Source organism: Turicibacter faecis (assembly GCF_037076425.1).
Lineage (GTDB): Bacteria > Bacillota_I > Bacilli_A > MOL361 > Turicibacteraceae > Turicibacter > Turicibacter faecis.
In genome coordinates this window covers 1,459,997-1,480,166 of record NZ_AP028127.1, presented here as the reverse complement: position 1 = coordinate 1,480,166, position 20,170 = coordinate 1,459,997, and the positions used below count along the sequence as shown (strand labels likewise).

The window sequence follows — 20,170 nt, the reverse complement described above, 5'->3', positions numbered from 1 at the left end:
AAAGGAGTGTTTTTATGAAAAAAGTATTAGTGACAGGATTTGACCCCTTTGGAGGAGAGTCGATTAATCCGGCGACAGAATCAGTTAAACAATTACCGGATGAACTTTTAGGGGTTCAAATTATTAAACGTGAAATTCCTACTGTTTTTGATTGTAGTCTTGATGTTTTATACACCTTACTTGATGAAGAACAACCTGATGCGGTGATCTGTGTGGGACAAGCGGGAGGACGGCCTAATATTACCGTAGAACGCGTGGCCATCAATCAAGATGATGCGCGTATTCCCGATAACGAAGGGGCACAACCGATTGATCGTACCATCTTCGAAGATGGGCCGGCTGCTTATTTTTCAACGTTACCGATTAAAGCGATGGTGCGTGATATGAAAGCAGCATTTGTTCCGGCGGCGGTTTCGAATACAGCAGGAACATTTGTATGTAATCACGTGATGTACGGTGCCTTACATTACGCCGCAACGAAGGCGCCAAAATTAAAGGCTGGTTTTGTTCACATTCCTTATTTACCGATGCAAACCGTTGACAAGCCAACGATGCCATCGATGTCACAAGATGAAATTGTGAAAGGATTGACCGCACTTATCAAAACAGTCATTAGCGTTGAGGAAGACGTTAAGGAAACAGGTGGAGCTGTTTGCTAAAAGGGGGCACGAACGCCCTCTTTTTTTATGAAAAATAGTGAAGCGGTAATCTTCTGCCATGTTAGATGAGTGGGTGGTGGTTATAAAAGAATAATCGTCAGACCCTATGGAAGAGTCAACTACTTGATTGAAAGTTATTTTCTCATGACGGATGGGTTTTATTCGCTGTTAAAAAACAGTATTTTTTTAAAAAAGAAAGACCCATGGGTTTAAGTGACCCTTTCTAAAATGGCGTTCAACAAATAGGGTGAAGACCTTTTTTAAGAATGACGGTTGAGAGATGGTCATGAACAGGAAGCGAGTCTATTGATGAAGATCGTTCATATAATTTGGGATAAAGAGGCTAGCCGTTGTTAATTGGGCTAGTTTTTTTAATCGTGTAATCGGTATCTCACCATTTTATTGTTGAAAAAAAGATGGAAATGTTATATTTTATAATATAATGGTAAAAGATTTGTGGATGATTGAATAATATTTGAATTAAAGGTAGGGATTTTTAATGAAAAATGAACCGGAGTATTATTTTGTCTTTAAAGTGATAGATGAAATTTGTGATCTTGCGGTTGTTTCAATTTTATGGTTAATTGGTTGTTTACCCATTTTTACGATTGCAGCTTCAACGAAAGCGTTGTTTTATATTGGGAGGAAAAAAGCTTTAAAAGAAGAGTATCAACTCGTTAATGATTTTTTAGAGTGTTATCGAGCAGATTTGTTGCAGTCCATGTGGTTGACTCTTTTTTTGACCCTTTTATGGTTTTTAAGTTTAACTTATTTGATTGTTTCTCATCAAGGATTAACTGATGATTCCATTTTACAGTTTTTATTAATGGGGATTGTTTTCTTTGAGTGTACGCTCATTAGCACGTATTTAGTTTATATTTTTTCGAATTATCAAATCAGCTGCTTTAAAATGGTACGAGACTCTTTTTTGTTGACCCATACTCAATTTTCCAATTCGTTAAAACTATTTGGCATGATTGTTTCCTTTTTTATTTTGTTGTACTATATTCCCGGTCTGATTATTATTTTACCAGGTATGATTGCAATTGGGGCCAACCTGATGATTGATGAAGTAATTTCTAAATTTTGGTCTAATCAAGCCATTATTCAGGAAAGTGGGACTAAAGAATAAAGCGGTTGTGTTGAATAATGAGGAAGGCTAGTTAGCCTTTTTTATTTTGTCGTGCTTCCTTGGTTGTGGAGTGACACCAAATAAGAAGCGGCTCATATATTGAACGTGAGGTCGGTATCTCTGATAAAAAAGGGGAAGTTGGGACTTATATCCATTAATTTTCAAAAATTTAGCAATTCATGTTGAAAAAGTTAGCAAGAGGACCTATAATAGACGTGAATTAACTATTAGAAAGGGTTTACATTAATTGGGGGAGAGGTTATGAAAGATGAGAATTTAAAGATTATTTTACCGGACTATTTACAAGGGCGATCATTAACGACGAAGGTCATTCCCATTCTATGTGGATTAAAGAAGATGTTAGTCCATTTAGTTGACTTAAATGGCGATGCATCGATGTTAAAACAGGGAGAGAAACGTTGCTATAAGGCGTATTGCATTAATGAAATTCAAGACTTATTATTAGAGAGTTATCAGGAGGACTGGCCTGAGATTATAAAGGAACATCTTTTGCGAAAAGACCCAAGAGAACTGGGTGCCGGTGCGATTGATATTTATTTAGTTGCTTACATTACTGAAACATATGGGGTAGGGAAAGAGATTTTTGCGAAATGTGTGAAGGACATGGGGATTTCGTCTAAAGAAGGAACTGCGAATGCTATCTTCAAAGTGGGACGAAATGACGGTGTTTATTTAGGCGTCTTAAATTCCGATGGGAGTATTCGAGATATTAATTTTTTCCGTCAGTGGACGCATACCGATTTTGTTTATTAAAATGAGATAAAAACATAGACGGGGGCGACTTTTTGCCCCTAGCAAAACAAAAAAACATCGTAAAGATGTTTTTTTTTGTTTTTAATTTGCTTCTGCCGTATCAACAGGGTGAATGGTGACGGTTGTTCCGACTGTTTCTAAATCTCCAATAATGTCTCCCTCTTGATTTAAACCAATAAGAGAAAAGTTTTCTCCTGTAAAATCGGTTGAGTAGGCCATCCAGATATAAGTTCCTTCGATATTTGATTCGAATACTTTAGCACTGTGAGCAATTTGGAAGGTTGGCTCCGTGACTAATACTTCGAAAAGGTCAGGATTTGTTGTAACACCAGCGTAAATGGTATAAGGGATGGCATCAGATTTTTTTAGTGAAACATACGTTAACCCCGCTTGCTCCTCAAGTGAAGTTGTTTCATATTGGATCGCGCTGTCAATGTATTCGTATCCTAAAAGATTCCGATTTAAAAACGCGAGAGATAACTGCTCCTCACCAGGTGTCCGATAAAGTAAAATCGACCCATCGTTTGTTTTCTTTTCGTAAAGGACTTCAAGAGTATTTAACCCGGCAATGGTCATCGCTTCTTGTGTCGTTTGAGCTCCTAAACGATTGTATACGAAAAAGGCAACAAGTAGAATAGTGATACATCCAGATAAAATAGCAATAAATTTTTTCACGTTGGTCAATCCTCTCTTCTTATAATTGAACGCAAGATATACATGGATATATCTAAAGTATATCCGCCGCCATCTCTTTTAGGACAAAGATGACACAACTAGACAAAAGAAGTGAGGAGCAAAGGAACCGTTTGATTTACTCAAAAAAAGTCAGCGTCTTGCATTCATCCTGCTCTTGTTTTAAGTCAATGATTTGAGTCTTTAGATGATGATACCATTTCAGGTAATAGCGCAAGTGTTTAAGGTCCATACAAGCTGTATAACGCGTCTCAAATTCTTCTCCTTGTGTTTGCTTTAAAATCCCAGGAAGGAGGGCGACATTTCCTAGAATGTGAAAGCAATGAGTTACCGTCGATAGCGGCTGTTGAGTCCATTGAAGGTGTCGTTTTAAATACCCCGCCCGTATAAAGCGTGAGGGAGAGGAATCATCTCCTGGGAGGGGAGGAGCCGTTTGGCTATCTTTGAGATAGGGGGAAATGTTGATTAATTGTTGATCGAAGGTCGGACCATTAGTTAAAACTCCAATAGGGTTATCATAAATACATAGGCCTGATTCCGTTTGTTCGACGACGATTGACTCACCAGTTTTATCGCAAAACATCCAGTGAATTTGAGTGGTTTTAGCAAAGGGATGATCCTCGGGGGCCACAATATTGAGTCGATGAATGGCCGCCTTTAATTCGGTGACAGAAGAAAACTGCGATAAACAATAGAAGGAGACATCGGTAGGTAAGAGATTGATGCCATCGGAAATGGGGGCTTTATTCCACACGCAGGCGTCAGGTAAATTTAAAATGGCACCTGATAGCCCCTTTTCATTCATGCCATCTACTAGGACATGGGTTCCTTCATGCCATAGCATCATGCCAATGATCGAATATCGGGTTTTAAAGGTGTTGAGTGTTGGTTCAAGCGGGTAGCTATAATTTCTTGGAATTTTAGCTAACTTTAATAGACTGGTCGAATCATAGTCAAAATTTCTTGCTAAAAATGCGTGGTCTGTTTGATGCTTGATTGAGATTGCTGTACACATCGTATAAGGTTGTCATCATCGAATAAAAGGCACAACATTTGATTCAGGTCAGTTGACTTCTTTTTACATGAAGCGTGATGGGACAAGCTGCCCCCGAACCCGCCATCTCTTAGAGAGGTAGCCATTTTATCACATGAACAACCGGATTCACCATCCTTTCTCTGTTTTATTATGGTTGGGTTCTATTTCTTTAATGAGTGATTGGAAATAGAACCTATTTTTAAATAGATAACTATTAATGTGCAAAACTACTTCCAATTAATTTCCAGCTATAAAATACCAGTAAAAAAAGAAAAAACATTAACTTAAATCCCTGTATAATTAAGTCTCCTACAACCAATTAACGAGGGGGAATTAAGTTAATGTTCATGGATAGTATTATATCAGATTCAAATTCAATTTTCAAATTTTTAAAACAACTTGATTTAGATTTATTCTTATCTAAACCTCAGTTTAATCATGTTAACCAGTTTCTAAACTTGATGATTCAGGAAAATTATCAGGGGAAAATCTCTGCCGTTAAACACTGTCATCGGACAAGTTTTGGACGATTTTTAACGGATAGTCCTTGGGATGAGGAGGCGATCAGTCACCAGATTCAAACCTATGTTTTATCCTGTATCTATCAGCGTTCTTATCAAACTCAACAACCTATTTACGTGATGGTTGATGATACGACTTGTGTTAAAACTAAACCTTCGTCACGGGCAACACATCCTATTCAAGGATGTAGCTGGCACTTTTCTCATCTTCATCATCAACACGTTTATGGTCATCAATTTGTCGCCTTGATGCTTCAATGTGAGGATTTAATTCTTCCTTATCAAATCATTCCCTATGAAAAAGAGAAACAGAGTAAAATCGAACTCGTTCGAAGAGCTCTGATGGAATTACCCAAACCTCCCTATAAAGGCTATGTCTTAGCGGATAGTTGGTATACGTGTGAAGCTCTCCTTCAAACGGCTAAGCAAGTCGGGTTTCATTATTTAGGAGCGATTAAAACGAATCGAATCATTCTTCCTAAAGGTTACCGTCCCAACGGAATTCAACTGAAACAATTTGCGAAAACATTATCCCTTCATGATCTCGACTTAGTGACCGTCGGATCTGAGCGTTATTATACGTATCTATATAAGGGACGAATAAGAGGGGGACATGTCGTCCAAATCATTTTAAGTCTGCCCAAACGGCTCCTTTGGAAGAAAAAGCTTTACGTTGTTTTATGAGTCATGATTTGAAAATGTCTGCCAAACAACTACTTAAACACTATACTAAACGTTGGCCTATTGAAATTTTCTTCCGAGAAGTGAAGCAAAATTTCGGAATGGGGAACTATCAAATTCGAACTTTACAAGGGATTAAACGATTGATGTTAATGATTCAATTCGTTTACCTTTATTTAAAACGAATAACGTTAAATAATCGTTGTTTGGGTGACAGTTTACGCCAGTGTCAACGAAAGCAAAAACAAGAATTAGTGAAATTAATTTATCATAAAGCTCAAAAAGGTGTGGAATTAAAAACCATTTTTGAAGAGTTGAAAATTGCATAGGGTAAGTGTATTTTCATTCCTTGGAAAATTTTTCTTAAAAATTGCACATTAATAGTAGATAACCTTTAGTATACCGTCATGTTACTGCGTTTTCAATTGAATTTTAGTGCCCCCTTCTTTTGTGAGAGCGGCGGGGTGTTGAAGCGTTACAGTGTTTTTGTACAGATTCGCATGCTATGAAAAAAGTGGAAAGAGAAGAGTGGAATGTCTTTTTGTATAAATGAATATCTTTAGGTGGGGGGTTTAATCGTCTTAAGCGAGATAGATAAGGGAGGCTAAAGTGAAGGGTGAAAAAAATAATGTCTAAAAAACCACTTTGGCCCATACAATGACAATGTAGTAAAAAAGACGACTACAATCGAATATCTTTGATAAAAGGGGAAATGGATTCATGAGATTAAATCATCAATTCTGCACAACGCTTCAGGGGTTAAATTTAGAAGAGTTGTTAGGAAAATACGCTTGTCGCGAGTATGTCTATCATCAATTAGAAGAGTATGGGGCATCTAATTATAGTCTTTTAGTGCCTAATCATCTAAAAGTGGACCATTATCGTGACGGGTATGATTTTATTGCTTATGAGGGAAGCCAATGTCAGGATTATATGCTTGCTCCATTGGTGGTAACGATTCGTAATCGACGATTAGATTTGGCCTCTTTTCATACGAAATCGGATCAACGAAAATTTTTAAAACAGTTGGTAAAACGTGAATTAAACCAGGTGGGAATTGATGAGTTAGAGGAGACGGTGATTGATGGTCATCCAGCACTTGTTATTCGGGAGTCGGTAAAGCAGTTGGGGGTTATGACGCGTGCGTTCTTGATTTCACATCAACGATTATTGCAGATTACCGTATCGTTTACAGGAAATTTTACAAACACGCTTGAGGTAACAGAGGCCATTATTAAATCCTTTAAGGTGCATTCAACACCGAGTCCACAAAATGCAACCTTGACGACTATGGAATCAACGTATGGAAAATTTGAATTAGAGGTCTCAAGGCCATTTCATGCAGATGTTCAGTATGTGATAACTTTATCACCTACTGGACATTTTTTTATGCACTAAAACGTAGAAACAGAGGGGGGCTTCCGAAGCTAGGGTCCTGTTTGGAATGGGCATCGTAGGCGATGCGGGCGTGGGTTTATTAATCGATGGTGTGTAACCATTGAAGGGGTGAATAAATCGGTCAACTTTTAACTTTTATTTCTTCTAAAGGTCTATCTAGGGATTAAAGGACATATATATGTGAATGGGAATGTCTAAATAATTAATCACATCACTACGAAAGGCTATAACAGATCCCAGTTATAGCCTTTTACATTGTCAACTTTTTTAGGCTTGTGGAATAAACTATAATAGATATCAATCATTAATTTGTCGCATGATGGAAGAGAGGGTTGCGTTGCAACAGGTTTAATCATCAAATCTATCAACTAGAAAGGGTCTTTATATTTTAACCAGTGCTTCCTTCTGATGGTGGGGTAATGGTAAGAAAGTTGCCGGTGTCGCCATCCATGTTTTAAGAATCGTAAAAATTTATCTGCACAGGCATAAGGTTTTATCTAGCAAGGTAAATTTAAAAATCTGCTCGATGGATGAAGATGATTTTAACTCACTCTAACTCAAAGGGTTTGAGAGCGTGTTGAATCCGCATTTATAAACAAAATCATCTTTATGAGAACAGATTAAAGGAGCGAATTTTTAATGAAACAGGTGTTAGGTATGGTTTGGTTTTCATTGGCGATGTTATGTGTAGTTATTTTATTGAGCTTTGGAAACAGTAAGGCAGTATCTGTTGAAACCGAAGAGGAATGGGTTATTCCTCTTTCTGATGTACAGGTGGGTGAGTTAAATGAGTATTTTAGCGCATTAACGGTGACACACTTTTTAGATTATGAAGCGGATGAGGAACACACGCTTCAACTTTTGAACTTTTCCTCTTATATGCTTGAACTTGAGTATCCAGCAATGGTTGAACAGATGTTTAAAAATGAAGAGGTGTATGTGGCTTTCGATAAAAAGATGATGAAGTCATTAATTGATCATTATTTTAATGAAGACCTTGTCATTGATAATATCTATATTGATTTAGGGGATTATGTTGCACGTCCAGAAATTCCTGTTCATAAAGATGCGATTTATCCTGAGGTTTATCAGTGTCAGCAAAATGAGGATGGGACTTATACGATTGATTTAGATTTATATGAATTAGAGGATAGGATGTTAGGAGATCAACTGATTTTAGATAAAGGGTGGTCCATGACTGTTGATTGCCACAAGGTAGGAGCAGCTACCGTCGTTTTTGAACCTAATGGTGACAGTGGTTATATTGCTTCTTACCATCCGATTTACTTGAAATAAAAAAGCATCATAGGATGCTTTTTTTATGGTGAAGAGAGAGGACTAGTGGAGATCCTCAAGAATATGGTTGAGCTGTTGGAGTTGGAGCGTTAAAGTATGAAATTCAGTTTGTTGTTTTTTATAATCTATTCTCGCCTTCCAAAGTAACTCGTACAATGGTTCAACGTCTGTTTCTAAAAAATTAGGGTTACGTTCAATCACTTGAATTTGTGTATCGAGTTCTTCCATTCGTTGTTTTAATGTATCTAAATTCTTTTGGACTTCCGAAGATTTGAAAAATAAATCATCATATGTTTCTTTTAGGCTCACAAGAATCCCTCCTATAGTTACTGTTAGTTTAACCTATTTTTAAAAGAATATAATTGAAAGAATTTAGTTTGTGATGAACGAACGGTATGCTAGGAGGAGATCCCTCATAAAATAGGAGAGATAAACCGTGAGTGATTAGGCATCGATTGAATCGTTAAACATATTGGGATGAGCGTCATGCAGGCATTGATTAGAAGACACACAGGGATGGGGGTACAAATGGAACCATTTATTCAAGAGAGTTTAAGGATTATTAAAAGGGCGTCAGAAGATAACAAGTTAGTGGTTGTTGTTGGGGCGGGGGTGTCGATGCTCTCTCATTTTCCTTCGTGGAAGGAGGTTATTGACCAATTTGCCGGTCCCTTTTCTGAACAAAAAGAGAAATACTCGCAAAATGAATATTTACGAATTCCACAAAAATATTATAATTTGCGCGGGCATAAAGAATATTATGATTTATTACGGGATATTTTTGATTTGGATTTACAAAGTAATTTGATTCATGATGAGATTTTAAAACTAAATCCGGTCCATTTAATCACTACTAATTATGATGATTTACTAGAACAGGCTATTTATGCTAGAGGCTTATTTTATGATGTGATTGCAAAGGATGAGGAAGTTTCCCAGACGAGAACAAAGAAATTTTTAATTAAGATGCATGGAGATGTTCGGCATCAGAATGTTGTTTTAAAAGAAAACGACTATCTGTCTTATAGCCGCCAGTTTCGTCTCATTGAAACGATGGTCAAATCAATTATTGCATCGAATACGACGCTCTTTGTTGGATATTCATTAAATGACCGTAATATGAAATTGATTTTAAATTGGGTGAAGGAATTACAAGGAAGTAGTTTTCAACCCGTTTATCTCCTTTATTTAGAACAGATGCTTGATCATAATAGTTTTGATTATTATAAATCTCAAGGTATTCATGTGATTGATGTGAATTATCTTCTAAAAGAGGCACAGAAGTATCCGTATCTAGAACGTTATCGCTCATTTTTTCAGGCACTCTCTTCGTTAAATTTAGAAAATATGTATCAACATGTGTTAAAGGAGGAAAAATTAGCTTATCAATTGCGTCCACTGATTGAGCTGAAACGGGCACGATTAAAGGATTTAAGATTATTGATTGAGGACGAAGTTTCAGAATTAGGAGAGTTAACGTTGTTAGAAACAAGTCAGCTCAAAGCTGAAACTTTTGAGTTATTAAAAAAAGCAGGAATTTGCCGCGTGTCTTCTAGGGATGGAGAGGTGTATGAGCTCAGTAACAATAAAAAAAATTATTTAATGCCACCATATACGAGTATATTGTCGGAATGTTGTGTTAACGAGGGGGGGAGTTGGCAGCACTATGATCGAGCTTACTATCAGTTTAGGCATGGTAATTGGTCTTACGCTTACGATTTATATAAGAAGACAGCTGTTGAGGCGTTTAAGAGCCGACAGTATTTACTTTATTTTTTAGCTCAGTTTAATCGGTATTTCGTGGGGAAATTAATTGTTTCGCGCTTAGCGCCGGAGGAGGGTCTAGGGGTGGCTGATGAGATTTCTCAGCTGAATTTGGAATTACTCTACTATCATTTGCCGGCTAGTTTTAAGAGAAAGTATGTTTTTTTAGCTGATTTGAGTAATTTTTCTTTTATAAATCAGTATTTAAGTGAGGTGCTCGTTTTAGCGGATGATTTGACCAAGGGATCTTCTCAATTAGAGCAGGTGCAATTTAAAATTCAAGAATTATTTGAATTTATTGATGAAAATAAGTTGGTCATTAATCATTGTCAGGAGGTGACTTACTTATATAAAAAATATATAGAGATGCGTTTGATGCAAGGTGCTCAAGAACTTGATTCGTTTACCTTGTATTTAATGATTCATTATATGAGCCGTAAAGAGCTTCAAAGTTTGATTGCTCGAATGGGAATCACGCGTTTACAGACAAAGCATGTGGATGAATTAATTGGGTATGGTCAACACGTTTTTTCTTTATTAACGAATCAGGCACTTTCAAAAGAGGTCGAGCAGGGGATTGGTAGAATGCGGCAAACACTTTTAGAGGTGTATGGGTTACTATCTATGGGTGATGAACAACTGATTCGAATGGTTCGTTTTTTATTTAGTCAAGTGATGGTTTCTACTACGATTGGGGAGTGCCTTGAATTTTTAATGTCACGAACTCAACTGTGTCCGGTGATTGAGGGGATGATTGTGCAACAGTTAATACGGCACTTTGTAGGGAGACATGTCCTTCATGAATTTTTGGACGTGGAATATGTGAAGTTAGCCTCCTTTTTAACGGGGCCAAATGGTGAGTTATCTTCACTTGTAAGGATGTATCTCAATCAATTAACGGATGATGAGCTCATTATGTTATTTAATATCACCTTATCGGATGTACGTGAGCAGATCGTATTGGAATTAGAGAGAAGGTGGCAGTCTTGCTTTAATTTTAGATCGATTCAACAGGCAATCGAGGCTCAAATTGAGATGGATTACCAACCGTTTGCTAACGGTATTTATCATCATTTACAACGTGCTCCAAAAGATTTAATAACGGTAGCGCAGTGGATTTTATGTCAGTATTTAAGAGAGGACGGATTCGAGGAGTTAATGGAACAAGATAAGAAGGCTCATTTTTTAATTCATTACCACGAAGGAGCCTTATTAATGATTGAAGATGAATGGTTATTTGAACTCCCTGTTGCTATTCACCGGCAATTGGCACAGAGCCCTTATAGGAAAGACATAACTGGACGGTTAATTCAAAACATTAGGGATGGGAAGGCACCCTCGCATTGGATTAAACTTTTCTTTGATGTTTATGAACACCTTCATCACTAAAATGGAAACAGGGACTGTTTCCATTTTTTATGTTGTTTTTATTGTACAGGGGAGAGTGGACATTCAATTAATGAGGCCTAAAAATATTTCTATTTTATAGGACAAATGGTTCATTTTCTTGATTGAATGCATATAATGAAGTATGAAGAAAAGGCGCCATAGCCAAGAGGTAAGGCATGGGACTGCAACTCCCCGAGCATCGGTTCGACTCCGATTGGCGCCTCCATTAAAAGAAAATAGAAAAGGCGCCATAGCCAAGAGGTAAGGCGTGGGACTGCAACTCCCTGAGCATCGGTTCGACTCCGATTGGCGCCTCCATTAAAAGAAAATAGAAACAGGCGCCATAGCCAAGAGGTAAGGCGTGGGACTGCAACTCCCTGAGCATCGGTTCGACTCCGATTGGCGCCTCCATTAAAAGAAAATAGAAATAGGCGTCATAGCCAAGAGGTAAGGCAGGGAATATTATTTCCAATGCATCGGTTCGACTCCGATTGATGCCTCCATTTTCTTGACGTTAGAGTAAAAAGGAATCCGTAGAAAGAAATTTTTACGGATTCTTTTTTTATACTATTAATGTGCAAAACTACTTCCAATTAATTTCCAGCTATAAAATACCAGTAAAAAAAGAAAAAACATTAACTTAAATCCCTGTATAATTAAGTCTCCTACAACCAATTAACGAGGGGGAATTAAGTTAATGTTCATGGATAGTATTATATCAGATTCAAATTCAATTTTCAAATTTTTAAAACAACTTGATTTAGATTTATTCTTATCTAAACCTCAGTTTAATCATGTTAACCAGTTTCTAAACTTGATGATTCAGGAAAATTATCAGGGGAAAATCTCTGCCGTTAAACACTGTCATCGGACAAGTTTTGGACGATTTTTAACGGATAGTCCTTGGGATGAGGAGGCGATCAGTCACCAGATTCAAACCTATGTTTTATCCTGTATCTATCAGCGTTCTTATCAAACTCAACAACCTATTTACGTGATGGTTGATGATACGACTTGTGTTAAAACTAAACCTTCGTCACGGGCAACACATCCTATTCAAGGATGTAGCTGGCACTTTTCTCATCTTCATCATCAACACGTTTATGGTCATCAATTTGTCGCCTTGATGCTTCAATGTGAGGATTTAATTCTTCCTTATCAAATCATTCCCTATGAAAAAGAGAAACAGAGTAAAATCGAACTCGTTCGAAGAGCTCTGATGGAATTACCCAAACCTCCCTATAAAGGCTATGTCTTAGCGGATAGTTGGTATACGTGTGAAGCTCTCCTTCAAACGGCTAAGCAAGTCGGGTTTCATTATTTAGGAGCGATTAAAACGAATCGAATCATTCTTCCTAAAGGTTACCGTCCCAACGGAATTCAACTGAAACAATTTGCGAAAACATTATCCCTTCATGATCTCGACTTAGTGACCGTCGGATCTGAGCGTTATTATACGTATCTATATAAGGGACGAATAAGAGGGGGACATGTCGTCCAAATCATTTTAAGTTGCGCCAAACGGCTCCTTTGGAAGAAAAAGCTTTACGTTGTTTTATGAGTCATGATTTGAAAATGTCTGCCAAACAACTACTTAAACACTATACTAAACGTTGGCCTATTGAAATTTTCTTCCGAGAAGTGAAGCAAAATTTCGGAATGGGGAACTATCAAATTCGAACTTTACAAGGGATTAAACGATTGATGTTAATGATTCAATTCGTTTACCTTTATTTAAAACGAATAACGTTAAATAATCGTTGTTTGGGTGACAGTTTACGCCAGTGTCAACGAAAGCAAAAACAAGAATTAGTGAAATTAATTTATCATAAAGCTCAAAAAGGTGTGGAATTAAAAACCATTTTTGAAGAGTTGAAAATTGCATAGGGTAAGTGTATTTTCATTCCTTGGAAAATTTTTCTTAAAAATTGCACATTAATAGTTTATAGAAAAATGAGAGATAACGGAGTGTTATTACCAAAATTTAGTGTATTTTCACCGCGAGATTCGTATATTTTAGAGGGGATTCGCGTATGCTATTAGTAGGACAAAGGGGGAGAGATAGAATGGCTCATAAACTAAAGGGGATTTTAGAAAATGACGATGTTTTTTACCAAACGGAGGGAGATAATAAGCTGACGTTTAGAAAAAATCAGCAGCTGTGTCAGAATAAATCTCATATGGAGTTTTTAAGTTATTTAAAATCGACTTGTTGTCATCACAAAGAACAGGGGGATGTTCGAAAAGTAGCATGTAAAGCGATGCCTTTAGTTGAATCGCCGATGCATCATCAATTAATATTGACGATGCGTACTCAATATGATGCTCGTCCAAATAGTTAAAGGTGATTAGATTTAATCTTATGGCGTGAAGTTTGATAAGATCTATAAAAGAAGTGGATTCTAGTATGTATGCTTTGATTCGCTTCTTTTTTTTTAATAATGACGATTCTTAAGGAAGGGGTTGTCGATTTCAAGTCAGACGGTTTTAAAAATATCTTTTTTCAACGGAGGATGACGGGCGAGAGTCGAATAGTTGTCAAATGCCAGGATTAGGTCCCCTTTGTGTAGGCATTTCTTTCGAGCTCTCATTGGGTCAGGAAAAGGGGATAGGTATTAAAAAATAAACCATATAGATCTTCTATTTTTCAGAGAGGTAAAGAATAGTATGAATTTAAAGTTTAAGCGACAAAATTCTCCTTTTTAGTAGATTAATTAGGTAAGCACACATATTATATGTAGTGTAGAGGATTGAAGTAGATGGTATGAGAATTCTTTTAGGAATCTATATTTTTATTTATTCTTAATCCCATCTCACCTGAACAACCTACTCAAACTTTATTTTCATTTTTAATCCCTACTCGTGATGATTAGGGATTAAAATAAGTAGTATTTTGTCGAGTTTTGTTATATTATTTTTGATAGATGCTCTTTCCTCCTGCTGATACGGATAATTATTAGGAAATGGGAGGGGGATGCACATTAACAACACAAAGAATTTATGTCTTAATCTATGGGTCGAATAGTTTTAAGGGGTAACTTTTTTTAGCTTTGAGGTTATGGTTTGAAATTAGAAGGAGGCGGGTTTTTATGGAGTTTATGCAAGTTCCTATTTTTGCTCCTTTACATGAGTATGATGCGGCGGGGATGTTTACTCTTCCTCATTTAGTAGCCTTATTTATCTGTGTTTTCGCGTTGGTCATCGGATTACGCGTGTCCTTTCGCTATTTATCTGAAAATCATTTAATAAGAGTTACACGCGTGATTGCTTGGGTTGTTACTTTGTTAGAATTAGTTAAAATAGGGTACAAGTTTTATTATGGATATACTGAAATCGATTCATGGCTTCCTCTTTCCTTTTGTTCATTATTTATTTATGCGTCTTTTATGAGTGGCTACGGGAAAGGGGTTATTAAAAGGTTAGGGGAGTCGTTTATTATAATAGGGGGGATTGTTGGGGGTGTTAGTTTTTTATTGATGCCCACAACGTCTTTGATGAATTATCCCATCTGGCATTTTTTAAGTCTTCATAGTTTAATATTTCATGTTCTCATGATTTACTTAAATGTTTTATACCTTCGCTATGTGCCAGAGTTAATTTGTTTGAAAAGCTACGGTTACTTTAGTGCCTATTTTTTGGGGGCAACGATGATTTGCCTTATTTTAAATAAATATTATGAAGCTAATTTGATGATTATCCAGAAACCATTACGGATTCCAATTGCGTTTGTTCAGGACATTTACCGGTATCAACCGTCTTTATATACCCTATTGGCAATTACGAGTTATTTGTTAGCACCTGCCCTATTTATGATGGGGATAAAGTTCTTTTTCACACATAGGGTGGTCACTAAACGACAAGAGGAGACAACCTCTAAATGAAATCCCTGTGAAAGTAATAGGCGCGCAAGATTATTTGTCATTGATCACTCGAGAAGAAAAGCGATAAAAAAGGACCCTTTTGATTTGATACTGGAGAGATTAGATTTTTTAAGTTAAAAATTATGGCTGAGGATTAGGTTAGGTTCATTTGGTTTCGCGTTCTCCTTCCTTAGGGAAAGATTTAATAAAAAAGGCAATAGATGTTTAATAAACTTTCATTTATGTTATAATAATCATATAAAATTGAAAATAAAGGGGATGTTTGGATGAAAAAATCAGCACCAATTATAATGGGTATTTTATTTATCATTGTGGTTATAGCAGGTTTTTTTATTTCAAGTTATAACGGGATTGTCTCTGCTGAGGAAAATGTAGATGGACAGTTTGCTGCGGTAGAAACTCAATTACAACGTCGATTTGATTTAATTCCCAATTTAGTTAATGCAACAAAAGGTTATATGGAGCATGAGAAAGAAGTTTTTACATCAATCGCAGATTCTCGTGCAAAACTAGCTGGTGCAAAGACAATCAACGATAAGGTTGAAGCATCTAATGAATTAGAAGGTGCACTTTCAAGGTTATTGATGATTACTGAAAACTATCCGGCCTTAAAGGCTGATGCTCAATTCCAAACATTAATGGATGAATTAGCAGGAACGGAAAATCGAATTAGTGTAGAGCGTAATCGTTACAATGAATCGGTTAAAATGTTTAACTCAAAAATTCGTAAGTTCCCAACAAGTGTCGTTGCACGTTTAATGGGTGTAGAAAAACGAGATTATTTTGAGGCACAATCTGGTGCGGAACAGGCTCCAAATGTAGAGTTTTAAGAAGGAAGGGTTGCATGGAGAGCAACCTTTTTTCGGGTAGTTAAGGGGATGTTATGAATGCAAATTATAAATAATAAACATGTAGTAGTATGTCGGAATTTCAAAAGGTTCATTCGCTTTTTCGTTCTCGTGTGCTTTATAAGCAGTTGTGCTGCTTTTTGGCCACTTAAAGGACAAGCCGCTATTCAACCATCCGAAAATTTTTATGTAACGGATCAGGCGCACGTATTGAGTGAACAGGCAAAGGAACATATTTTAACGATTAATCGTGCATTTGAAAAAACGAAGGAGCAACCACAATTAGCGGTTGTAACCCTTAATAGTTTAGAGGGGAAAGACATCGAAAGTTATGCTGTGAATCAGTTTGAGATGATGAAACTCGGAAATAGGCAATATGATAATGGCGTGCTCGTTTTATTAGCAGTAAAAGATAGAGAGATACGCGTGGAAGTAGGTTATGGATTAGAAGGGATTTTGCCTGATGGAAAAGTTGGGCGAATCATTGATGCCTCCATGAATGATCTATCATTAGGGGACTATTCGGAAGCAATCACTAATATTTTTAATCAATTGGTCCTCGCCGTTCAAGAGGAGTATGGATATGAAGATACTTTTGAGGGGCATCTTACATCGATTGATGAGGGGGCCTCAATTCATCCCGTTTTTATGATGGTGGGCTTTGTGGTGACGTTTGTTATCTATCTCTTTATCTGCCGAATCCTTGGACTGGATGCTATAGATACGTTATTTGTGATATTAAGTATTTTTTCTAATGTCTCCTCTTCTTCAACATCTGATTCTTCATCCTCACGGGGAGGAGGCGGCCGATCGGGTGGCGGGGGTGCCTCAAGAAAGTTTTAGTTGATGACATTAAAGTGGCAGTATGATGGAAGAAACTTTTATAAGGTGCGTAAGGTGAGCACTCTCTTTGTTAATTGTAGGAAATTTATTTCTAACGGTATTCGTTTGATAGTGAGTAGGTTAGATGGCTTTAAAAAGGAGCTTAAACTAGGTTTAAGCTCCTTTTTAATATTCGGTTAGTTTAATAGAGATGATTTTTTCATCTTGATTCATGTCAGAAAATAGGGTTGTTGAGTCGAGTGATTTGTTTAATCGTTTAGTGGAAAGATGAAAAGATATTTCACGAATATCCCCCATCACGGAGATAAGTTCAAGATCAAGTATTTTAGCGTGATATTTAAGGGAGATTTCATTTAAAAACTGAAGAGTTTCGGTTAATTCTTTGCATTTAATATGGATAGAGAAGCGTCGGTATTTTCCAAAGGGAATAAATGATGAGGCATGTTCGAAGACGGTTAACGTGATTAAAACGGAAAGGGATCCGACGATGGCGAGAATATATGCTCCGGCTCCGATGGTTAACCCTAAGCAGGCAACAACCCAAAGGCTAGCTGCAGTCGTTAATCCCTTAATTGTTGTCCCTTCTTTAATGATTGTCCCAGCACCTAAAAAACCAATTCCAGATATCACCTGTGCTCCAAGCCGTGACGGATCGATGTTAAACTGGGCAGCGATATGCGTGGAATTATAGGCGCCTAATTGCATGACGACGCAAGCACCGACGGATACGAGCATATGTGTTCTCAACCCTGCAGGACGATGGGTGTTTTCACGTTCCCATCCGATGAGTCCTCCGATAAACATTGAAAGTAGTGTCCTAAGTATTGTGTCGGTAAATAATTGATAATCCATAAGTGTTCCTCCCCGTTAAAGTCCTCTTAAAATTGTATGCTTCATCAGGCCTAAAAAGAAAAAAAATAAGAATATTTATTAAGGGGAAGGCCATTCTAAAGAAGAGATTTTTGGTTAATTGAGCATGATGGAGGTCATTTGAAAATGGAAAGTAAAGTACAATTTATTGATTTAGGCCAATTATCATCAAGAAAAGAATTATTAACAACGAATGACAAATATAAGTGTGTACAATTTAATTTTGAGACAGGAGAAGGCTTATCAAAGCATCGTCATAATGGTTATGCAACCGTTATTGTATTAAAAGGAAGCGTGAAAATGTCATTTGAAATGGAGAATATTCCATTAGCCGACGATGGTGTATTTGAATTAACTGAAAAAACGATGTTATCATTTGACGCCCGTGTGGTGCATGAGTTGGTTGCACTAACCCCTGCGCAGATTCTTGTGATACTCTCAGCACCATTAAGTTAAAGGGTGAAAAGGGGACCTACAGTGTAGGTCCCCCTTTTTAATTATTTATAGTCATGTAATTAATAACAAAGCTATAAACTAATTCATCTTCACTTGCAAATGAAGTTTTATAGTAAGTATGGTAATTAAAAGATTGAATGTAAACATTAGGATGTTCTTCTAACCATTTATTAATTGTTGATACCAAAATTTCTTCACCTGCTGTACTTGAAAAAATTTTAATCATTTATAGACCTCCTTTATCATGAGGAAATGATAATCTATCAAAATTCGGCTATCTAATTGCTAGGCGATAGATTATGGGTCCTCTCGTGATGGTTGATAGAATGAGATGTGTCTATTAGATAGAAATAGATGGATCTGTTGTATGTTTTGTGTGAGGTAAATTGTTAAAGGGATTGTGTGTCATATCTGATCTGTCTATTAAATGATATGTCTGATAAATTAAGAAAATGTCTTATTTTTAAAGAATGTCGTTTTAGGGAAAGAATTTTAGAAGAAAAATGGAAAGATTTTTACCTTTTGAGGGAAGAAGCGTTGTTTTAATGGAGGATGTTTTTTAAAATGAATAAAGAGTCCTATTGTTAAAGGTATTAAAGGAGTGTGAGGAATGAAAAAAAGATTAGTCATTTTATGTAGCATGGTAATTATTTTACTCGTGGGAATCGTTGTCTATTTTCAATTACCCCAATGGTTAGTTAGAGGGGGACTTTATTATTTGAAGGAGACGGAATATACGGCTATTTTAGATTCTAATAAATTAGATTTAGATGAGGATCAGAGGGTGATTGCGCAAGAAGTCTTGAACACGTTAGAATACACGGTAGATCAAACTCATTTTGTAGAAAATGAGGCTTGGGTAGAGGCAGAGTTTGAAGTGATTGATATTCCCCAATTAATCATCGATGAGCGCAATGATATTTTGAAAAATACGTTATCTGATTGGCGACGCGTTATTGATGATCTTGTGAATGATCGGGTTCAGGGAACGATGACACGGCAGTTGGCAATGATTTTAACCCAAACAAAAGATAAGGATCGTCCGACTAAACGGTTGAGCGTAGAAATTCCTTTTGTACGTTCTTATTTAGGTTGGAAGCTTGATATCGATGATCAATGGGTGAAAAAAGTACTGACTGATTATCTCAATTAGGTATAGTGATGTAAGGCAAAGCATATGTTTCCTTAGGGAGCGTGATGCTTATGAAATTAAGTCGCATCGATATGTTTTGGGGGTGCCTACTCATTGCTGTAGGAATCGGATTTTTGGGTGACTCCTTACATCTTTGGAATTTTGAATTTTTCTTTTGCGGGTGGTGGACATTGTTTATTATTGTCCCTTCATTATGCAACATCCTAGAAGAAGGGGTGAAGCGTTTGAATGTTATAGGGTTATCCGTAGGAGGACTCCTGTTATTATCTAGTTGGAATTTATTATCTGCGGAACTTGTTGTCCCGGTCTTATTAATTATCGTTGGCGCTACTTTAATTTTTATCCGTTCTAACGAAGGGGGAGGGGAGTAACCTCTCTTTTTTCATGGATTTTTTAAAATGAGAAAATATTTAAATGTAACCTTGCGTTTTTATAGCGAGGGGGGTACAATAGGTATATATTAATAAACACCGGTTGAAACTTTATAGAAGAGCTTCCCTTAGTGGAACACCGAAGGAGTCATACTCTCAGGTACTTAGTTGTAAGTGTGGACTGTAAAGTGGACGGAACTCTGGAGAGACCTATTGATTTAGGCGCCGAAGGGGCAAGGCAAACTGCTCAATCTCTCAGGCAAAAGGACAGGGATCGGATCGATTTTTGAGACGTTTTTTAAAGCGTGCTCAATTTTATCCTACGCCACTCCAGGGTCATCTTATTGATGACTCTTTTTTTGTGGTTAGGAGACGTGAGAGCTTTAAAAAAAACATCCCTCTTTA

The 20,170-nt window shown here is 36.9% G+C and carries 22 protein-coding genes, 4 tRNA genes and 1 riboswitch; of the genes, 21 read left to right on the top strand and 5 right to left on the bottom strand.

The genetic code is table 11. The features are described from left to right. Positions 1-14: 14 nt before the first annotated feature. The 3 genes from pcp to AACH31_RS07045 all read left to right on the top strand — a co-directional run bounded on the left by pcp (position 15) and on the right by AACH31_RS07045 (position 2,565). The gene (gene pcp, locus AACH31_RS07055; RefSeq protein ID WP_338507271.1) at positions 15-659 is read left to right on the top strand and encodes a pyroglutamyl-peptidase I; all 645 of its coding nucleotides are present in this window, start codon (positions 15-17) and stop codon (positions 657-659) included. Between the two features lie 499 nt (positions 660-1,158). Next, positions 1,159-1,791, top strand: coding sequence for a DUF624 domain-containing protein (locus AACH31_RS07050; RefSeq protein ID WP_161832870.1), 633 nt, complete (start codon positions 1,159-1,161; stop codon positions 1,789-1,791). A gap of 261 nt (positions 1,792-2,052) precedes the next feature. Then, complete coding sequence (locus tag AACH31_RS07045) at positions 2,053-2,565, top strand: hypothetical protein (RefSeq protein WP_262950232.1); 513 nt, start codon at positions 2,053-2,055, stop codon at positions 2,563-2,565. A gap of 81 nt (positions 2,566-2,646) precedes the next feature. Here AACH31_RS07045 and AACH31_RS07040 read toward each other — a convergent pair whose 3' ends face one another. After that, positions 2,647-3,240, bottom strand: coding sequence for a hypothetical protein (locus AACH31_RS07040; RefSeq protein ID WP_161832868.1), 594 nt, complete (start codon positions 3,238-3,240; stop codon positions 2,647-2,649). 136 nt (positions 3,241-3,376) lie between these two features. Further along, positions 3,377-4,273, bottom strand: coding sequence for a linear amide C-N hydrolase (locus tag AACH31_RS07035; protein ID WP_161832867.1), 897 nt, complete (start codon positions 4,271-4,273; stop codon positions 3,377-3,379). 362 nt (positions 4,274-4,635) lie between these two features. On the opposite strand from AACH31_RS07035, the gene AACH31_RS07030 reads away from it, so the two are divergent. The 4 genes from AACH31_RS07030 to AACH31_RS07015 all read left to right on the top strand — a co-directional run bounded on the left by AACH31_RS07030 (position 4,636) and on the right by AACH31_RS07015 (position 8,190). Beyond that, positions 4,636-5,499 (top strand): transposase, encoded by an 864-nt coding sequence (locus tag AACH31_RS07030; RefSeq protein ID WP_338617291.1) that lies wholly within the window; start codon positions 4,636-4,638, stop codon positions 5,497-5,499. After that, positions 5,496-5,825 (top strand): transposase, encoded by a 330-nt coding sequence (locus tag AACH31_RS07025; protein ID WP_338617288.1) that lies wholly within the window; start codon positions 5,496-5,498, stop codon positions 5,823-5,825. The genes AACH31_RS07030 and AACH31_RS07025 overlap by 4 nt, the downstream gene beginning before the upstream one ends. Before the next feature lie 391 nt (positions 5,826-6,216). Then, a complete protein-coding gene (locus AACH31_RS07020) occupies positions 6,217-6,894 on the top strand; it encodes a hypothetical protein (RefSeq protein WP_338507275.1) in 678 nt (225 codons plus the stop codon). A 639-nt stretch (positions 6,895-7,533) separates the two neighbouring features. Continuing rightward, the gene (locus tag AACH31_RS07015) at positions 7,534-8,190 is read left to right on the top strand and encodes a hypothetical protein (RefSeq protein WP_262953649.1); all 657 of its coding nucleotides are present in this window, start codon (positions 7,534-7,536) and stop codon (positions 8,188-8,190) included. Positions 8,191-8,232: 42 nt separating this feature from the next. Here AACH31_RS07015 and AACH31_RS07010 read toward each other — a convergent pair whose 3' ends face one another. Then, positions 8,233-8,499 carry a hypothetical protein gene (locus AACH31_RS07010; RefSeq protein ID WP_338507278.1) on the bottom strand — a complete coding sequence of 89 codons (267 nt, stop codon included), beginning with the start codon at positions 8,497-8,499 and terminating at the stop codon, positions 8,233-8,235. Between the two features lie 177 nt (positions 8,500-8,676). Here AACH31_RS07010 and AACH31_RS07005 point away from each other — a divergent pair, with 177 nt between their 5' ends. The 11 genes from AACH31_RS07005 (at position 8,677) to AACH31_RS06955 (ending at position 16,915) form a co-directional block, all read left to right on the top strand. After that, the gene (locus AACH31_RS07005) at positions 8,677-11,343 is read left to right on the top strand and encodes an SIR2 family protein (RefSeq protein WP_338617290.1); all 2,667 of its coding nucleotides are present in this window, start codon (positions 8,677-8,679) and stop codon (positions 11,341-11,343) included. 152 nt (positions 11,344-11,495) lie between these two features. Then, a tRNA-Cys gene (locus AACH31_RS07000) sits at positions 11,496-11,569 on the top strand. An 18-nt stretch (positions 11,570-11,587) separates the two neighbouring features. Next, a tRNA-Cys gene (locus AACH31_RS06995) sits at positions 11,588-11,661 on the top strand. A gap of 19 nt (positions 11,662-11,680) precedes the next feature. Further along, positions 11,681-11,754: transfer RNA gene (locus AACH31_RS06990), tRNA-Cys, on the top strand. Positions 11,755-11,773: 19 nt separating this feature from the next. Further along, positions 11,774-11,846: transfer RNA gene (locus AACH31_RS06985), tRNA-Asn, on the top strand. A gap of 194 nt (positions 11,847-12,040) precedes the next feature. Continuing rightward, on the top strand, positions 12,041-12,904 hold the full coding sequence (locus AACH31_RS06980; RefSeq protein WP_338617289.1) for a transposase: 864 nt from the start codon (positions 12,041-12,043) through the stop codon (positions 12,902-12,904). Next, positions 12,901-13,230, top strand: coding sequence for a transposase (locus tag AACH31_RS06975; protein ID WP_338617288.1), 330 nt, complete (start codon positions 12,901-12,903; stop codon positions 13,228-13,230). Before AACH31_RS06980 ends, AACH31_RS06975 begins: the two co-directional genes overlap by 4 nt. Positions 13,231-13,409: 179 nt before the next feature. Beyond that, positions 13,410-13,685, top strand: a complete 276-nt coding sequence (locus AACH31_RS06970) for a hypothetical protein (protein ID WP_161832936.1) — start codon at positions 13,410-13,412, stop codon at positions 13,683-13,685. Between the two features lie 747 nt (positions 13,686-14,432). Further along, the gene (locus AACH31_RS06965) at positions 14,433-15,224 is read left to right on the top strand and encodes a TMEM164 family acyltransferase (protein ID WP_161832935.1); all 792 of its coding nucleotides are present in this window, start codon (positions 14,433-14,435) and stop codon (positions 15,222-15,224) included. A gap of 266 nt (positions 15,225-15,490) precedes the next feature. Next, entirely contained in the window at positions 15,491-16,054 is a 564-nt protein-coding gene (locus tag AACH31_RS06960) for a LemA family protein (RefSeq protein ID WP_161832696.1), read from the top strand. Positions 16,055-16,111: 57 nt separating this feature from the next. Further along, positions 16,112-16,915, top strand: a complete 804-nt coding sequence (locus tag AACH31_RS06955; protein WP_338617287.1) for a TPM domain-containing protein — start codon at positions 16,112-16,114, stop codon at positions 16,913-16,915. A 165-nt stretch (positions 16,916-17,080) separates the two neighbouring features. On the opposite strand, the gene AACH31_RS06950 is transcribed toward AACH31_RS06955, so the two are convergent. Continuing rightward, the gene (locus AACH31_RS06950; protein ID WP_338617285.1) at positions 17,081-17,767 is read right to left on the bottom strand and encodes an MgtC/SapB family protein; all 687 of its coding nucleotides are present in this window, start codon (positions 17,765-17,767) and stop codon (positions 17,081-17,083) included. A 144-nt stretch (positions 17,768-17,911) separates the two neighbouring features. On the opposite strand from AACH31_RS06950, the gene AACH31_RS06945 reads away from it, so the two are divergent. Further along, entirely contained in the window at positions 17,912-18,241 is a 330-nt protein-coding gene (locus AACH31_RS06945; RefSeq protein ID WP_161832693.1) for a cupin domain-containing protein, read from the top strand. Positions 18,242-18,278: 37 nt separating this feature from the next. Here AACH31_RS06945 and AACH31_RS06940 read toward each other — a convergent pair whose 3' ends face one another. Beyond that, the gene (locus AACH31_RS06940) at positions 18,279-18,467 is read right to left on the bottom strand and encodes a hypothetical protein (protein ID WP_262953700.1); all 189 of its coding nucleotides are present in this window, start codon (positions 18,465-18,467) and stop codon (positions 18,279-18,281) included. Positions 18,468-18,851: 384 nt separating this feature from the next. On the opposite strand from AACH31_RS06940, the gene AACH31_RS06935 reads away from it, so the two are divergent. Continuing rightward, positions 18,852-19,394, top strand: a complete 543-nt coding sequence (locus tag AACH31_RS06935) for a hypothetical protein (RefSeq protein ID WP_338617284.1) — start codon at positions 18,852-18,854, stop codon at positions 19,392-19,394. 50 nt (positions 19,395-19,444) lie between these two features. Next, positions 19,445-19,765, top strand: a complete 321-nt coding sequence (locus tag AACH31_RS06930; RefSeq protein ID WP_338617282.1) for a LiaF transmembrane domain-containing protein — start codon at positions 19,445-19,447, stop codon at positions 19,763-19,765. 190 nt (positions 19,766-19,955) lie between these two features. Then, positions 19,956-20,046, top strand: a riboswitch (glycine riboswitch). Positions 20,047-20,170 lie beyond the last annotated feature (124 nt).

Coding starts and splice junctions, on each gene's coding strand:
- pcp (WP_338507271.1), top strand. CDS start 15: ATGAAAAAAGTATTAGTGACAGGATTTGACCCCTTTGGAGGAGAGTCG.
- AACH31_RS07050 (WP_161832870.1), top strand. CDS start 1,159: ATGAAAAATGAACCGGAGTATTATTTTGTCTTTAAAGTGATAGATGAA.
- AACH31_RS07045 (WP_262950232.1), top strand. CDS start 2,053: ATGAAAGATGAGAATTTAAAGATTATTTTACCGGACTATTTACAAGGG.
- AACH31_RS07035 (WP_161832867.1), bottom strand. CDS start 4,273: ATGTGTACAGCAATCTCAATCAAGCATCAAACAGACCACGCATTTTTA.
- AACH31_RS07030 (WP_338617291.1), top strand. CDS start 4,636: ATGTTCATGGATAGTATTATATCAGATTCAAATTCAATTTTCAAATTT.
- AACH31_RS07025 (WP_338617288.1), top strand. CDS start 5,496: ATGAGTCATGATTTGAAAATGTCTGCCAAACAACTACTTAAACACTAT.
- AACH31_RS07020 (WP_338507275.1), top strand. CDS start 6,217: ATGAGATTAAATCATCAATTCTGCACAACGCTTCAGGGGTTAAATTTA.
- AACH31_RS07015 (WP_262953649.1), top strand. CDS start 7,534: ATGAAACAGGTGTTAGGTATGGTTTGGTTTTCATTGGCGATGTTATGT.
- AACH31_RS07005 (WP_338617290.1), top strand. CDS start 8,677: ATGCAGGCATTGATTAGAAGACACACAGGGATGGGGGTACAAATGGAA.
- AACH31_RS06980 (WP_338617289.1), top strand. CDS start 12,041: ATGTTCATGGATAGTATTATATCAGATTCAAATTCAATTTTCAAATTT.
- AACH31_RS06975 (WP_338617288.1), top strand. CDS start 12,901: ATGAGTCATGATTTGAAAATGTCTGCCAAACAACTACTTAAACACTAT.
- AACH31_RS06970 (WP_161832936.1), top strand. CDS start 13,410: ATGGCTCATAAACTAAAGGGGATTTTAGAAAATGACGATGTTTTTTAC.
- AACH31_RS06965 (WP_161832935.1), top strand. CDS start 14,433: ATGGAGTTTATGCAAGTTCCTATTTTTGCTCCTTTACATGAGTATGAT.
- AACH31_RS06960 (WP_161832696.1), top strand. CDS start 15,491: ATGAAAAAATCAGCACCAATTATAATGGGTATTTTATTTATCATTGTG.
- AACH31_RS06955 (WP_338617287.1), top strand. CDS start 16,112: ATGCAAATTATAAATAATAAACATGTAGTAGTATGTCGGAATTTCAAA.
- AACH31_RS06950 (WP_338617285.1), bottom strand. CDS start 17,767: ATGGATTATCAATTATTTACCGACACAATACTTAGGACACTACTTTCA.
- AACH31_RS06945 (WP_161832693.1), top strand. CDS start 17,912: ATGGAAAGTAAAGTACAATTTATTGATTTAGGCCAATTATCATCAAGA.
- AACH31_RS06940 (WP_262953700.1), bottom strand. CDS start 18,467: ATGATTAAAATTTTTTCAAGTACAGCAGGTGAAGAAATTTTGGTATCA.
- AACH31_RS06935 (WP_338617284.1), top strand. CDS start 18,852: ATGAAAAAAAGATTAGTCATTTTATGTAGCATGGTAATTATTTTACTC.
- AACH31_RS06930 (WP_338617282.1), top strand. CDS start 19,445: ATGAAATTAAGTCGCATCGATATGTTTTGGGGGTGCCTACTCATTGCT.